Origin of the sequence: Microbacterium sp. BH-3-3-3 (genome assembly GCF_001792815.1) — a bacterium.
In the GTDB taxonomy this organism is placed as follows: domain Bacteria; phylum Actinomycetota; class Actinomycetes; order Actinomycetales; family Microbacteriaceae; genus Microbacterium.
In genome coordinates, this window is record NZ_CP017674.1 from 2,567,207 (window position 1) to 2,581,288 (window position 14,082).

Genomic DNA, 14,082 nt, shown 5'->3' on the forward strand with positions numbered 1-14,082 from the left:
GATGTCGTCAGTCACCACCGCCGTTCCCGTGCTGCAGGCGCGGGGACTGTCGCGGCAGTTCGGTTCTGTCCGGGCGTTGAGCAATGTGGATTTCGAGGTCTATCCGGGGGAGGTCACCGCGCTCATCGGTGACAACGGCGCCGGAAAGTCGACGCTCGTGAAGGCCCTGTCGGGCAATCTCGCCGTCGACGAGGGCGAGATCCTCTTCGATGGGCAGCCGATCGAGATGTCGAATCCGCAGGTCGCGTCGGCGTTGGGGATCGAGACGGTGTACCAGGACCTGGCCTTGGCCCCGCATCTCGATCCGGTGCAGAACATGTACCTGGGCCGCGAGATCCGCCGCCCGGGCCTGGCCGGTGCGCTGGGGTTCATGAAGACGAAGGACATGGCCGTCGCCTCGCGGGCGGCGTTCGATGAGCTTGGCGCGACGGTGCGTTCGTTGACGTCGCCGGTGGGGGAGATGTCGGGTGGGCAGCGGCAGGCGATCGCGATCGCTCGTGCGGTGCATTGGGCGGGGCGGTTGGTGTTCCTCGACGAGCCCACCGCTGCTCTGGGTGTGCGTCAGACGAAGAATGTGCTCGAGACGATCCGGCGGGTGCGGGACAAGGGCATCGCGGTGGTGTTGATCTCCCACTCCATGCCGCACGTGATGGAGGTGTGCGACCGCATCCAGGTGCTGCGCCTGGGGACCCGGGTGGCGAACATCGACGCGAAACAGACCTCCATGGAAGAACTCGTCGGGCTCATGACCGGCGCCGTCACGAAGGACGACCAGAAATGAGCACCACGACACCTCCGACGGAGACCGTCGCGATCGGCACGTTCGACGATTCGAAACCGAACTTCTTCGTCGGTTTGCTGAAGGCGCAGGCCTTCCAGATCCTCATCATCCTCATCGTCATCGTGCTGATCTTCAGCGCCCTGGCGCCGGACTCGTTCGCCCAGTGGTCCAACTTCCGCCTCATCATCCAAAACGCCTCGATCCTCGCCGTCCTCGGCGTCGGCATGACGTACATCATCATCACCTCCGGCATCGACCTCTCCATCGGATCAGTGCTCGTGTTCTCCGGCGTCGTCTCGGCCCTCGTGATGCGAGCGCTCGGCGGTGAAGGGTGGGGCGTCGCCACGATCGGCATCCTGGTGTCGATCCTCAGCGGCGTCTGCTGGGGGCTGCTGAACGGCTTCCTCATCGCCAAGGCGAAGATCCCGCCGCTCATCGTGACGCTCGGTTCGCTCGGCATGGCCCTGGGCCTCGCGCAGATCCTCACCGGCGGCGTCGACGTGCGCGACGTTCCCACCGTGCTGACGGTGTCGATCGGGTACGGCAACGTGTTCGGGTCGCTGCCGATCATCAGCGTCATCGCCCTCGTCGTCGTCGTGATCGGGGCGATCGTGCTGCACTTCACCAAGTTCGGGCTCTACACCTACGCCGTCGGCTCCAGTGAGCTGGCCGCCCGCCGCGTCGGCGTGAAAGTCGACCGCCACCTCATCTCGGTCTACACCCTGTCGGGAGCACTCGCGGGCCTCGCCGGCATCCTCGCCCTCTCGCAGTTCTCGACCACCGCCATCGCGGGACAGTCGCAGACCAACCTCAACGTCATCGCCGCCGTCGTCATCGGCGGAACGTCCCTGTTCGGCGGTGTCGGCACGATCTTCGGCACGGTCGTGGGCCTGTTCATCCCCGCCGTGCTGCAGAACGGCTTCGTCATCACCGGCGTGCAGCCGTTCTGGCAGCAGGTCGCCGTGGGCGCGGTGCTGATCACCGCCGTCTACGTCGACCAGGTACGCCGCACCGCCGCCACCCGCGGCAACACCCAAAGCCTCTGGCGAAAGTTCGTCAGCGGAGGACGCCGCGGCTGAGGCCCGGCATCCGACCCCACCAAGAGAGAACGGTCATCACAATGAAGTGGAACAGCAAGGTTCTCGCGTTCGCCACCCTCGGCGCCGCAGCCACCCTCGTCCTCGCCGGGTGCTCCGGCGGAGCCTCGTCGGGCTCCGCGTCGGGCGGCGCGGAGGGCGGGTACAAGATCGCGTTCGTGCAGGGCGTCGCGGGGGATGAGTTCTACATCTCCATGCAGTGCGGCATCCAGGACGAAGCCGCCAAGGAAGGCGCCACCGTCACCACCCAGGGTCCCGAGAAGTTCGACCCCACCCTGCAGAAGCCGATCGTCGACGCGATCGTCGCGTCGAAGCCCGACGCGCTGCTCATCGCCCCGACCGACGTGTCGGCCATGCAGGCGCCGATCGCGGCGGCGGAGGCGGCGGGCATCAAGGTCGTGCTCGTCGACACGACGCTGGAGGACCCCTCGGGCGCGGTCTCGCAGATCTCGTCCGACAACGAGGGCGGCGGAGCGGCCGCGTTCGAAGCCATTCAGGAGGCCAACCCGAACGGTGGCAAGGTGCTCGTCGTCTCGGTCGACCCCGGCATCTCGACCACGGACGCCCGAGCGAAGGGCTTCGAGGACGCGGTCGCGAAGGACTCGAAGTTCGAGTCGGTGGGTGTGCAGTACTCGCACAACGAGCCCTCCACGGCGGCCGAGATCGTGACCGCGGCTCTGCAGAAGGACCCCGACATCGTCGGCATCTTCGCCGCCAACCTCTTCGCCGCCGAAGGTTCCGCCACCGGTGTGCAGCAGGCCGGTAAGCAGGGCGCCGTCACCATCGTCGGCTTCGACGCCGGTCCCGCCCAGGTCAAGGCCCTCCAGGCCGGCACGGTGCAGGCGCTCGTCGCGCAGGAGCCCGCCACCATCGGCTCCGACGGTGTGAAGCAGGCCATCGCCGCGCTCAAGGGTGAGGCGACGGAGGAGAAGATCCAGACCGGCTTCACCATCCTGACGAAGGACAACATCGACACCGACGGCAAGGACGCGGTCTACAAGTCCACCTGCTGACACCCCGGATGCCGGGGCTCCCACATCCGCGTGGGGGTCCCGGCATCCCCCCTCCGCTCTTCGCGTGAGTCGCCACACTTTGTCGCATCAACCACCACGTCAGCGACAGATTCTGGCGACTCACGCGCGCGCGAAGCGCCGCCGATCACCACCGACGAGAAAGACACCGCCGTGCCGCTGGCCGACATGCCCGAACTGCTCGCCGCGCACCGCGCGGTCGGGGCCTTCAACTTCATCACCCTCGAGGTCGCCGAGGCCATCGTCGCCGGGGCCGAAGCCGCCGACCGCGGCGTGATCCTCCAGCTGTCGCAGAACGCCATCGCGTTCCACGGGGGGCTCGCCCCGGCCGCCTCCGCCGCGCTACGGCTGGCCGAGGCCGCCCGGGTGCCCGTCGTCGTTCACCTCGACCACGCCACCGACGAGTCGCTCGTCGACGAGGCGTTGGCCGTCGGCATCCGGTCGGTCATGTTCGACGCGGCCCACCTTCCGGATGCCGAGAACCTCGACCGCACCGCCGCCGTCGCTGCACGCGTGCACGCCGCGGGCGCCTGGGTCGAGGCCGAGCTGGGCGAGATCGGGGGCAAGGGCGCGCACGCACCGGGCGTCCGCACCGACGTCGCCGAGGCCGTGCGCTTCGTCGGCGAGACCGGCGTCGACGCCCTCGCCGTCGCAGTCGGCAGTGAGCACGCCATGCGCGAGCGTACGGCGCGGCTCGACGAAGCCCTGATCGCCGACCTCTCGGCCGCCCTGTCCGTGCCCCTCGTGCTGCACGGTTCCAGCGGCGTCGCCGACGCCGGCATCGACGGCGCCGTGCGCGCGGGCGTGCGCAAGGTCAACGTCGGCACGCACCTGAACCAGGTGCTGACCTCCGCGGTGCGCGCGGAGCTCGACCGGGACCCGGATGCCATCGACCCGCGCCGCTGGCTATCGCCCGGCCGCGAGGCGGTCGCGGGCGAAGTGCATCGACTGCTCGACGTCATCACCGGACGCACCGCATGACCGGCATCGTCACCCTCACCGCGGCGGGGGCCATCGACGCGACCTACCGCGTCGGCATCCTGCGCCGCGGCGCCTTCGCCCGCGCCGACAGTTACACGCGGGAGGTGAGCGGCAAGGGCGTCAACGTCTCGGCCGCCCTCGCCGCGGGCGGCGCGCCTACGGCCGCCGTCGTGGTGCTCGGCGCCGACGACGTGCGCTTCGCGCGCTGCGGACTCACCGCCCCCCTGCTGCGCATCGTCGAGGTGCCCGGCGCGACACGCGTGAACACGTCGATCGTCGACGCCGACGGAGCGACCACCAAGGTGAACGCTCCCACCCCGCCGCTGTCGGCGGAGGCGTGGGATGCCACGGTGTCGGCCGTGCGCGACGAGCTCGCCGCGCGGGAGCAGCCCTGGCTCGTCATCTCGGGCAGCCTGCCGGAGCTCGCGGGAACCCACGCCCTCGTCGACCTCACCGCCGTCCGCGCGGCGGCCCGCGAGCGCGGTGCCCGCGTGGCCGTCGACACCAGCGGAGCCGCGCTCGACGCGCTGCTCGCCGACCCCGCCGGCATCGACCTGCTCACCCCGAACGTCGACGAACTCTCCGCCGCGGTCGGGCGCCCCCTCGGGACCCTCGGCGACGTCGTCACCGCCGCGCGCGAGATCGTCGCGCGCGGCGTGGGCATCGTGCTGGCGAGCATGGGCGCCGACGGCCTGCTCGCCGTCACCGATCAGCGGGTGGTCTTCGCCCGCGCCGAGGCCCCGCACGTCGCCAACACGGCGGGGGCGGGGGATGCCGCCCTGGCGGGGTTCCTGCTCGGTCTCACCCGCGCGCCCGCCTCGGCGGCGGCCGGCGCCGATTCGCTCGCGGTGGCCGCAGCCTCGGCCGCGGAGTGGGGAGCCCATGCGGTGGCGCACGCGTCGACCCTCGTCGCGGGACCGCCCCAGGGCATCCGGGCCCTCGTCGACACCGAGCCCGACCTCACTCGCGCCCTGAACCCGGAGGGCGACGCGTGAGCGTCCTCGCTCCCGAGATCACCGCGGCGGTCGCCGACGTGTCGCGCGTCCGCACGCGCGCGATCGACCGGGTCGCCTACGCCAACGACGCCTCCCATTACCTGCTGACCCCGGATGCCGTGGTGGTCGCCGCCGACGCGGCCGAGGTGGGAGCGATCCTGCGGGCGGCCACCGCCTCGGCCACCGCGGTGACCTTCCGCTCGGGCGGCACCAGCCTGTCGGGGCAGTCGTCGGGAGCGGGGCTGCTGATCGACGTGCGGCAGGGCTTCGGGCGCATCGACGTGCTCGACGGCGGGCGCCGCGTGCGCTCTCAGCCGGGCGCCACGGTGCGCCAGGTCAACGCGCGGCTGTCGCGGCACGGGCACCGGCTCGGCCCCGATCCGGCGAGCGAAGCGGCGTGCACGATCGGCGGGGTCGTGGCGAACAACTCCAGCGGCATGGCGTGCGGAACGGAGGAGAACTCGTACCGCACCCTCGAGGGCCTCGTGCTGGTGCTGGCATCCGGGACCGTCGTCGACACGGCCGCCCCCGACGCCGACGCGTTGCTGCGCGATCGCGAGCCGGCCCTCGTCGAAGGGCTGATGCGCCTGCGGGAGCGCGTGGTCGGCGATGCCGTGAGCGTCTCGCTCATCCGGCGGCAGTTCGCGATGAAGAACACCATGGGCTACGCCCTCAACGCGTTCCTCGACTTCGACACCCCGGCGGCTCTGCTCGCGCACCTCACGGTGGGATCCGAGGGGACGCTCGCGTTCGTCGCCGAGGCGACGTTCCGCACGGTGCCGATCCGCCCGGCCGTCGCCACGACGCTCGCGGTGTTCCCCACGCTCGACGCGGCCACCCGCGCTCTTCCCGCCCTGGTGTCGACGGGAGTGGCGACGCTGGAGCTGATGGATGCCACCTCCCTCCGCGTCGGACAGCGTCTGGCCGGCACCCCCGCCGCCATCCACGGGTTCGAGGCCACCACGCAGGCGGCGCTGCTCGTGGAGTACCACGCGGACGACGCTCCCGCGCTCCGGGAGCTCGCTGGGGCGGGCGCACGCGTGCTCGCCGGTGAGGACCTGCTCGACGCGGCCGTCTTCTCCCGTGACCCGGTGCAGCGCGCCGCCGCGTGGACCTTCCGAAAGGGTCTCTACGCCTCGGTCGCCGGGGCCCGCCCCTCGGGCACGACGGCGCTGCTCGAAGACGTGGTCGTGCCCGTCGCGCGTCTCGCCGACACCTGCGAAGGGCTGCAGCAGCTGTTCGCGCGGTTCGGCTACGACGACAGCGTGATCTTCGGCCACGCCAAGGACGGCAACATCCACTTCATGCTCACCGACCGCTTCGAGGGCGCGAAAGCGCTCGGTCGGTTCGAGGGGTTCACCGAGGCGATGGTCGACCTGGTGCTCGACGCCGGGGGCAACCTCAAGGCCGAGCACGGCACCGGTCGCGCGATGGCGCCGTACGTGCGCCGGCAGTACGGCGACGAACTGTACGACGTGATGGTCGAGCTGAAGCGTCTGCTCGACCCGAGCGGCATCCTGAATCCGGGCGTGATCATCAGCGACGACCCCGGTGCGCATATGCGCGACCTGAAGACGCCGGTGTCGATCGAGCCCGAGGCCGACCGGTGCGTGGAGTGCGGATACTGCGAGCCGGTGTGCCCGAGTCGATCGCTCACGTTGACGCCGCGCCAGCGGATCGTCGTGCGGAGGGCGTCGACCGCAGCCCGCGAGCGCGGCGACGGCGCTCTCGTCGCGGAGCTCGAGCGCGACTACGACTACGACGGCGTGCAGACCTGCGCGGTCGACGGCATGTGCCAGACGGCGTGCCCCGTGCTCATCAACACCGGGACGCTGATGAAGCGCTTCCGGCGGGAGGATGCCAACCCGGTGCTGGCCGCGGGATGGTCGGCGGCGGCGACCGGATGGGGAGCGGTGACGCGCGCGGGATCCGCCGCGCTGACGGTCGCCGCGGCGCTGCCCACGCCGCTCGTGCGGACGGTGACGGATGCCGCCCGCGCGGTGCTCGGCGCCGATACGGTGCCGCGGTACTCGGCGGAGCTTCCCGCCGGTGGGGCATCGCGGCGGTCGCTGGGGTCTCGGGTCGGCGCGGCGGGTGTGGAGCCCGTGGCGGTGTTCCTGCCGGCCTGCGTGGGCAGCATGTTCGGCGCCTCCGAGGGCATCGGCGCGACCGCGGCGTTCACCCGGCTATTGGAGCGCGCCGGCGTCTCGGCGGTCGTCCCCGACGGCATCGACGCGCTCTGCTGCGGCACCCCGTGGTCGTCGAAGGGCTACGCGAAGGGGCACGCCACCATGTCGGCCCGCGTGCGTGCGGCCGTCCGAGAGGCCACACGCGACGGCGCCCTCCCGGTGGTGTGCGACGCGTCGAGCTGCACCGAGGGTTTCGCGGCGACGCTGCGCGACGACGGCATCCGGGTTCTGGATGCCGTGGCCTTCACGGCATCTGATCTGCTTCCGCGTCTCACCCCGGCACCGGTGGCCGAACGGCTGGCGCTGCACCCGACCTGCTCGTCGACGCAGTTGGGCATCGACCCGGCACTCCGCGCGATCGGTGCGGTCGTGGCATCCGAGGTCCGTGTTCCCGACGCCTGGGGCTGCTGCGCGTATGCGGGCGATCGCGGCATGCTGCACCCGGAGCTGACCGAGGCCGCGACCGCTCCCGAGGCGGCCGAGGTCGCCGGCTGGGGCGCCGACGCGTACGCCTCGTGCAACCGCACCTGCGAGCTGGGCATGACGAAGGCGACGGGGGAGTCGTACGTGCACGTGCTGGAGCTGCTGGAGCGGGCGACGCGGTCGGGCGCGTGAGGCGTCAGGCCCCGCCGCCTCGGGAGCCCCGCGGCGACGGGAATCGACCCCTCACTCGAAGGCGGGTGCGGCGGCGGCGCGGCGGCGCTCGCTCACGATCAGGGCGATCAGCAGAATCAGCCCGGTGAGCACGACGATGTAGGTGCTGAGCGTGGGAACGACGCCGAGCAGGCCGTTGGCCGGGAACAGGCCGTGCAGTTCGAGGGTCGGGTCGGTGCTCGCGTGCACGAGCATCGGGGCGATCAGCGTGCGGGTCACCCGCAGCACGAGGTACATGCACAGGCCGAAGAAGAAGGTGTACACGACCTGCTGCAGCACCACGGCGACGCCCTCGGTCGAGGTGAACAGGTTGGCGAGGTGCAGCGCGGCGAAGATCCCGGCCGAGGCGAGGGCCACGACGATCTCGCGGTGACCGGCCTTGCGCATGAGGTTGACGACGAAGCCGCGCGTGACGAGCTCTTCGACGAAGCCGATGAACAGTCCCGTCACCAACCAGGCGCCGACGAGCGGGAGCCCCGCGGCCGCGTAATCGATCGAGAGCAGGGCGAAGACGTTGATCGCCAGCACGACGATCACGGCGGTCCACATCCACCGGCGCCCACCGAGCGTCTGCCGCGAGAACAGCTCGCGGCGCCACCCGACCGACGCCGCGAAGGCGACGAGCAGTACCCCGGTGACGAGGATCGGGACGCCGGTGCCGAAGAACACGTCGCCGGCGCTGCCCGTCTCGCCCCGCAGGCTTCCGCCCGGGGTGAGCACGCGGCTGAGCAGAAAACCGATCAGCAGATAGACGCCGAGATAGACGACCGCGAGCAGGAGTGCCCGCCAGAACCCGCCCCTGTTCCAGAATCTCGACCAGCTCGATGCGCCGTGCGCCATGTCTGCCCCCTTGAATCCCCTGCCGCCCGTTCGTGCTTCATCGTGACAGAGGGGCCGCGATGGCGGGGTGTGCGCTGCGGCTTCGGCACAACTCCTGCGTTTTGCGGGGGAAGGGTGGGTGGGAGCGGGTGGTGGGGCGGGTTGCCGGAGGTGTGCGGGGCGGGGCTCGGGGCCTGGGTCGCGCGGCGGGGCTCGGCGGCCGGGCCGCGGGGCCCGAGGTTTGCCGCAGGGGTGGTCGGGAACACCTATCGACGCGGAGACTGATCCGCCCGGTACATGGCGATCCCGCGCCACACGATCCACAGCCCCCGCCGATTCCCAAGCCAGCCAGCAGTCAGACCGGGATGCCAAGGCGGGTGACATCGTCGAACCGGCCGAAGGCGAGCGTGGACCACAACAGGATGAACGACGCGGCCGTCACCAGCGAGCCGAACACGGTGAGGATCTGAGCGGCGGCCCGATCACGGGGTGCGCTGTCGTTCCAGGCCGTGCCCGAACGGTACTCGACCGCCTTGAGCTCGGCGCGATCGGACGCCCGTGACTTCCACAACCCCCTCTCGACGGTGGGCGCGGGTCGTACGGTTGCCGCGAAGCTAATCGGTGATGAGGGGTGACCATGAGCGCGCGTGGTGTGGCGGTAGTGACGGGAGGGTCTGCGGGCCTGGGGCGGGCGATCAGTCGGGAGCTGGCGGATCGGGGGTGGGATGTTGCCGTGCTGGCGCGCGGCGGAGACGGTCTCGCTGCCACCGTCCGAGAAATCGAGGCACGGGGCCGTCGAGGCTATGCCGTGAGCGCCGATGTCGCGGACTGGGCCGCCGTCGATGCGGCCGCGTCGGCGATCGAGGACGAGCTCGGTCCCATCGACCTGTGGGTGAACAATGCCATGGCGGGCACCATCTCGGAGTTCCTCGATACGTCCGTCGAGGATTTCGATAGAGCGACACAGGTCACCTACCTCGGGGTCGTCAACGGCACCCGTGCAGCGCTCAGTCGGATGACGTCGCGAGGAGCGGGGCACGTCGTCCAGATCGGGTCAGCCCTCGCCCACCGAGGGATTCCGTTGCAGGCGGCTTACTGCGGCGCGAAACACGCAATCCATGGGTTCACCGACGCCGTCGTCGCGGAACTCACGCACAATCACAGCGACGTAGCGGTGTCCCTGGTGGATATGCCCGCGCTGAACACGACGCAGTTCGGCTGGGTGAAGTCCAGCTTCCCCGAGCACCCCCAGCCCGTGCCGCCCATCTTCGAACCCGAAGTCGGTGCACGTGCGGTCGCGGACGTTGCGGACGTACCGCGTCGACGTACCTGGGTGGGCGAACCCACCGCGGCCACCATCCTCGGCGCGCGGTTCGCCGGGCGGTTCCTCGACTGGTTCCTCGCGAAGACGGCGTACAGCGGGCAGGTGGAGACGGGCAAGCCGCGCTCCACCCAGCCGTCCAACCTGTGGGAGCCCGTTGCAGGTGACCACGGTGCTCGGGGCATCTTCTCCGATGACGCCCACTCCTTCAGCCCTCAGACGTGGGCCATCCGCCACCGCCGGCCCGTCTTCTCTGCCCTCGCTCTTACCCTCGCCGCCGCAGTCGGGGTGACGGCGGCGGTGACCGGACGACGCTAGTCAGCGCCCGCGCGCGCCCGCAGTATCCGGGGAGACCTCGTGGTGGGGCTGGCGTAGATCGCAACGGCTCGCGCGGTCATTCGGCAGCAGAGCTCACATTCAAGAGGAGTCTCCACTCGGCACACGGACGCGGCTGACGCAACGCAGCAGGTCCATACCCCGCGGACGGTGACCCGCGGCGAGAACTCTTGCCTCGTGTCAGGTGGAAGCGGGGCACGAGACCGTGCGGCGCCGCCGGGTCAGTCGCGGCGCCCGGCCGGCACCAACCGCAGCGCTCCCGATGCCGAGACCTCGAGCCGCACGGCATCCAGTCCGTCCACCACCAGGTCGGCGGTCAGCTCCTCCTCCGCCGTCGTGCCGGTCAGCGCCAGCACGGCGCATCCCGCCGCGCGGGCTGCCGCTATACCGGCCGGCGCGTCTTCGACGACGAGGCAGCGCGCGGGGTCGACGCCGAGGCGGGCGGCGGCGGTGAGGAACGGCTCGGGGTGGGGTTTGCCGTTCTCGACGTCGTCGACCGTGACGAACACGTCGGGCCGGTCGTAGCCCGAGGCGGCGAGGCGGGCGGTCGCGATCGGCACCGACCCCGATGTCACGATGGCTCGGCGCTCGGCGGGCACCGAGGTGAAGAACGCGTCGGCGCCTCGGATGGGGAGAAGGCCCACGGCATCCGTCACCTCGAGGTCGGTGACGTGCGCGAGGGCTTCGGCATGCCGGTCGGCGGGCAGCAGATGACCCACGAGCGTGCGCGCGGGCTGGCCGTGGTTGGCGTGCAGGGCCTCCATCGACACGTCGAAGTGCTCGGCGAAGCGGCGCCACGACCGCACGACGGATGCTGTGGAGTCCACCAGCGTGCCATCGAGGTCGAACAGCACGGCGTCGAACTCGCGCGTGAAGATCTCGGCGTCCGCATCGATCGGCCGCCGGATCCCCAGCGCCGGCAGGACGCGGGCCAGCTGCTGCGCCGTCGACAGCTCGGCGTCGACGGCGGTCACCGGGATCGAGGGGGCCACGGGGGCGGTGTCGGGGCGGTGGGCGTCGCGAGACGCGCCGCGTGAGGAGCGGCGGGATGCCAGCACGGCGGGGTCTCCGTCGACGTGCACGACGTGCGGCTCGGCGGGGGCGAGGGCCTCGCGTAGTGCGTCCCACTCGGGCCCCCCGGTGAGCTCGGCGGTGAACGGCGCCACGACCACCACGCGGCCCGCCGTGGAGAGGGCGTCGGCGGCGGTGGCGCGCAGGGCGGCATAGCGTCCGGCGCGGATCGCGGGACCGTGCGGCGACGTGAGCCAGTGGTCGCCCAGCGCGCCGTCGGGCAGGGCGTCGAGCAGCGGCGTGGTCACGCTGTCGAGGTCGATGAGGGGCGCCCGCAGGTGCTCGGCGATCGCCCGACCCAGGGTGCTCTTGCCGCTGCCGGCGGTGCCGGCGACGACGACGGCGAGCGATTCGGGTATTTGACACGGCGACGGCATACCCCCACCATAGACGTAGCAAGTCACCGGTGTCATGCTTGAAATTCCGGGACTCGAAGAAGTTCCGGAAAGGACGGCCGCTCATGCGAGACACCGGTGACATGGTTTCGGGGTCCGCGCGCCTCCACGCCGGGCTCGACCTCGGCAGCACCGCGATCAAGATGCTGGTCGTCGACGACGACGGCACCGAGATCGCCGGCGCTCAGGTACCCACCCCGTGGCGGGTCGGAGCGGGCGGAACCACCGACATCGACGCCGCCGACCTGCTGGCCTCCGTGCATGCGCTCGTCGACCTCGTCGACGCCGATCTCGCCCCGCTGACCGCCGAGCCGCTGACCTCGCTCGCCGTCGCCGGCATGGGGGAGACCGGCATCCTGATCGACGAGAGCGGTGCCGCTGCGGGCCCGGGCTTCGCCTGGTTCGACCCGCGCGGCCTCGAGCAGATCGCGGCGTTCCCGCGGGCGGTGCGCGAGGAGTTCGCCGGCCGCACGGGCCTGCCCCTCGGAGCGCAGGTGAGCGTCGCCAAGCTCGCCTGGTTGCGCGATCAGGGCACCGACCTCGCGGGTCTGCGCTGGCTCGACCTGCCCGAGTTCATCGTCGCCGCCCTCGGCGGTGACGTCGCCCTCGAGCTCTCGCTCGCCTCACGCACCGGCCTCATCGACCAGGACTCCGGCGCCGCGTGGCCCGCGATGCTGGACACCCTCGGCGTCGAGGACACGCTGCTTCCCCCGCTCCGCGGCGGAGGCCTCTCGTGGGGCGTCGCCTCCGGTGTCTTCGGCCCGCGCGTCGCGGGTGCCGCCCTCACCGTCGCCGGCCACGACCACCTCGTGGCCGCTCAAGCCAACGGCACGCTGGATGCCGACGGGTACCACGTCTCGCTCGGCACGGCCGAGGTGCTGCTGCGCGTGCTCGACGCGCCCCTGGGGTACGCCGCGCGCCAGCGCCTGGCCGACGCCCTCATCAACGAGGTGCGCCACGTCGTGCCCGGCAAACACGTGCTCGTCGCCGGCGTCAAGACCGGGCTCCTGCTGCGGCGCGTGCTGCACGCGAGCGGCATCAGCGATCGCGCGGGGCGCGACGCCCTCGACGCCGCGGTGATGGCGCTTCCCTACGAGGGTGAGCTGCCCGCCGGCGCGATCGAGGTCACCGGGGCGCGCAACGACGACGGCGTCCTGCGCCTGACGCTGCACGCCGAGGCCTCTCCCGCCGAGATCTTCGGGGCCGCCCTCCGGCACAGCAACGCCGAGATCGCCGAGCTCATCGCCGCGATGGATCGTGAGGTCGCCCCGGCGACCCACTCCACGCTCACCGGCGGGTGGGCGGGCATGGCCTCGGTCCGACGCGCCCGTGCCCACGCTCTGCCCGACCTCGCCCTGTCCGCCCGCGAGCAGGACGTCGCGTGGGGAGCCGCCGACATGGCGCGGCGCCTCGTCTCGGCATCCGTCCCCTCCTGACCCGACCCTCGCGCCTGCCCCGACCGCACGCGCGCGCACACCCCAGAGAAGAGAGAAACATGAACGAACTCACCACGCTCGAGCGCCGCGCGCTCCAGTCGATCAGCACCCCCGACGGCCACATGCTCATCGTCGCCGCCGACCAGCGCAACGGCATGAAGGCCGCGATCAAGGACGCCCCGAACGGCTCCGACGCCATCACGCGCGAGGAGCTCGCCGAGGTGAAGGCCGACCTCGTCCGCCACCTCGCCAACCACGCTCCCGCAATCCTGCTCGACCCCGAGGTCGCGCTGCCGCAGATCGTCGACGACGGCGTGCTGGATCGCGACACCGGCCTCGTCGTGGGCCTCGACGCCTCGGGCTTCGAGACCGTCGACGGCCTCAAGTACACGCGCTTCGTGCCCGGCGTCACCCCCCGCACGGTCCGCGACATGGGCGGCACCGTCGCGAAGATGCTCTACTACACGCGCCCCGACAAGCAGGATGCCGACTCCCGCGTCGCTCAGGAGATCCGCGACCTGGTCGCCGCCTGCGAGGCCGAGGGCCTGCTGCTCATCGTCGAGCTGCTCACGTACCAGCTCGAGGACGAGAGCGACGAGGAGTACAAGGCGAAGTTCGCCGACCTCGTCGTCGACGGCGCCGAACTGGCGGTCGCGCGCGGCTCGAAGATCCTGAAGCTCCAGTACCCCGGCTCGGCCGAGGCCAGCGCCCGCGTGACCGAGGTCGCCCAGGGTGTGCCGTGGGCCGTGCTGTCGGCCGGTGTCGACCACGAGACCTTCATCGAGCAGGTGCGCACGGCCGTCGCCAACGGTGCGTCGGGCGCGATGGCCGGTCGGTCACTGTGGAAGGACAGCCTCTCGATCGACGCCGAACGCCGCGAGGAGCTGCTCTCGGGCCGCGCCCTGCCGCGCCTGCGCGAGCTCGCCGACGCCGTCGACGGCCGCTGAGATGACCACGCCCGCCCGGCGCCGGGTCC

The 14,082-nt window shown here is 71.5% G+C and carries 12 protein-coding genes; 9 read left to right on the forward strand and 3 right to left on the reverse strand.

What is annotated here, in order from left to right; translation table 11 throughout:
* Position 1 precedes the first annotated feature (1 nt).
* The 6 genes from BJP65_RS11755 to BJP65_RS11780 all read left to right on the forward strand — a co-directional run bounded on the left by BJP65_RS11755 (position 2) and on the right by BJP65_RS11780 (position 7,689).
* Positions 2–781, forward strand: a complete 780-nt coding sequence (locus BJP65_RS11755) for an ATP-binding cassette domain-containing protein (protein ID WP_070409269.1) — start codon at positions 2–4, stop codon at positions 779–781.
* A complete protein-coding gene (locus BJP65_RS11760) occupies positions 778–1,860 on the forward strand; it encodes an ABC transporter permease (protein ID WP_070409270.1) in 1,083 nt (360 codons plus the stop codon). Before BJP65_RS11755 ends, BJP65_RS11760 begins: the two co-directional genes overlap by 4 nt.
* Before the next feature lie 41 nt (positions 1,861–1,901).
* Positions 1,902–2,891: an ABC transporter substrate-binding protein gene (locus tag BJP65_RS11765; RefSeq protein ID WP_070409271.1), complete on the forward strand. Its 990-nt coding sequence runs from the start codon at positions 1,902–1,904 to the stop codon at positions 2,889–2,891.
* A gap of 171 nt (positions 2,892–3,062) precedes the next feature.
* Positions 3,063–3,890, forward strand: coding sequence for a class II fructose-bisphosphate aldolase (locus tag BJP65_RS11770; RefSeq protein ID WP_235561638.1), 828 nt, complete (start codon positions 3,063–3,065; stop codon positions 3,888–3,890).
* Positions 3,887–4,885 carry a 1-phosphofructokinase family hexose kinase gene (locus BJP65_RS11775; protein ID WP_070409272.1) on the forward strand — a complete coding sequence of 333 codons (999 nt, stop codon included), beginning with the start codon at positions 3,887–3,889 and terminating at the stop codon, positions 4,883–4,885. Before BJP65_RS11770 ends, BJP65_RS11775 begins: the two co-directional genes overlap by 4 nt.
* A complete protein-coding gene (locus BJP65_RS11780) occupies positions 4,882–7,689 on the forward strand; it encodes an FAD-binding and (Fe-S)-binding domain-containing protein (RefSeq protein WP_070409273.1) in 2,808 nt (935 codons plus the stop codon). The genes BJP65_RS11775 and BJP65_RS11780 overlap by 4 nt, the downstream gene beginning before the upstream one ends.
* Before the next feature lie 51 nt (positions 7,690–7,740).
* Here the strand turns inward: BJP65_RS11780 and BJP65_RS11785 are convergent, their stop codons facing one another.
* Positions 7,741–8,568: a CPBP family intramembrane glutamic endopeptidase gene (locus BJP65_RS11785; RefSeq protein ID WP_070409274.1), complete on the reverse strand. Its 828-nt coding sequence runs from the start codon at positions 8,566–8,568 to the stop codon at positions 7,741–7,743.
* A gap of 334 nt (positions 8,569–8,902) precedes the next feature.
* Complete coding sequence (locus BJP65_RS11790; protein ID WP_070409275.1) at positions 8,903–9,118, reverse strand: hypothetical protein; 216 nt, start codon at positions 9,116–9,118, stop codon at positions 8,903–8,905.
* A gap of 66 nt (positions 9,119–9,184) precedes the next feature.
* On the opposite strand from BJP65_RS11790, the gene BJP65_RS11795 reads away from it, so the two are divergent.
* Positions 9,185–10,186 carry an SDR family oxidoreductase gene (locus BJP65_RS11795; protein ID WP_070409986.1) on the forward strand — a complete coding sequence of 334 codons (1,002 nt, stop codon included), beginning with the start codon at positions 9,185–9,187 and terminating at the stop codon, positions 10,184–10,186.
* Positions 10,187–10,425: 239 nt separating this feature from the next.
* On the opposite strand, the gene BJP65_RS16310 is transcribed toward BJP65_RS11795, so the two are convergent.
* Complete coding sequence (locus BJP65_RS16310; protein WP_181015926.1) at positions 10,426–11,652, reverse strand: HAD-IA family hydrolase; 1,227 nt, start codon at positions 11,650–11,652, stop codon at positions 10,426–10,428.
* A gap of 101 nt (positions 11,653–11,753) precedes the next feature.
* On the opposite strand from BJP65_RS16310, the gene BJP65_RS11805 reads away from it, so the two are divergent.
* Both BJP65_RS11805 and BJP65_RS11810 read left to right on the forward strand, forming a co-directional pair.
* Positions 11,754–13,106, forward strand: coding sequence for an FGGY family carbohydrate kinase (locus BJP65_RS11805; protein ID WP_070409988.1), 1,353 nt, complete (start codon positions 11,754–11,756; stop codon positions 13,104–13,106).
* A gap of 59 nt (positions 13,107–13,165) precedes the next feature.
* Positions 13,166–14,053, forward strand: coding sequence for a tagatose-bisphosphate aldolase (locus tag BJP65_RS11810; RefSeq protein WP_070409276.1), 888 nt, complete (start codon positions 13,166–13,168; stop codon positions 14,051–14,053).
* Positions 14,054–14,082 lie beyond the last annotated feature (29 nt).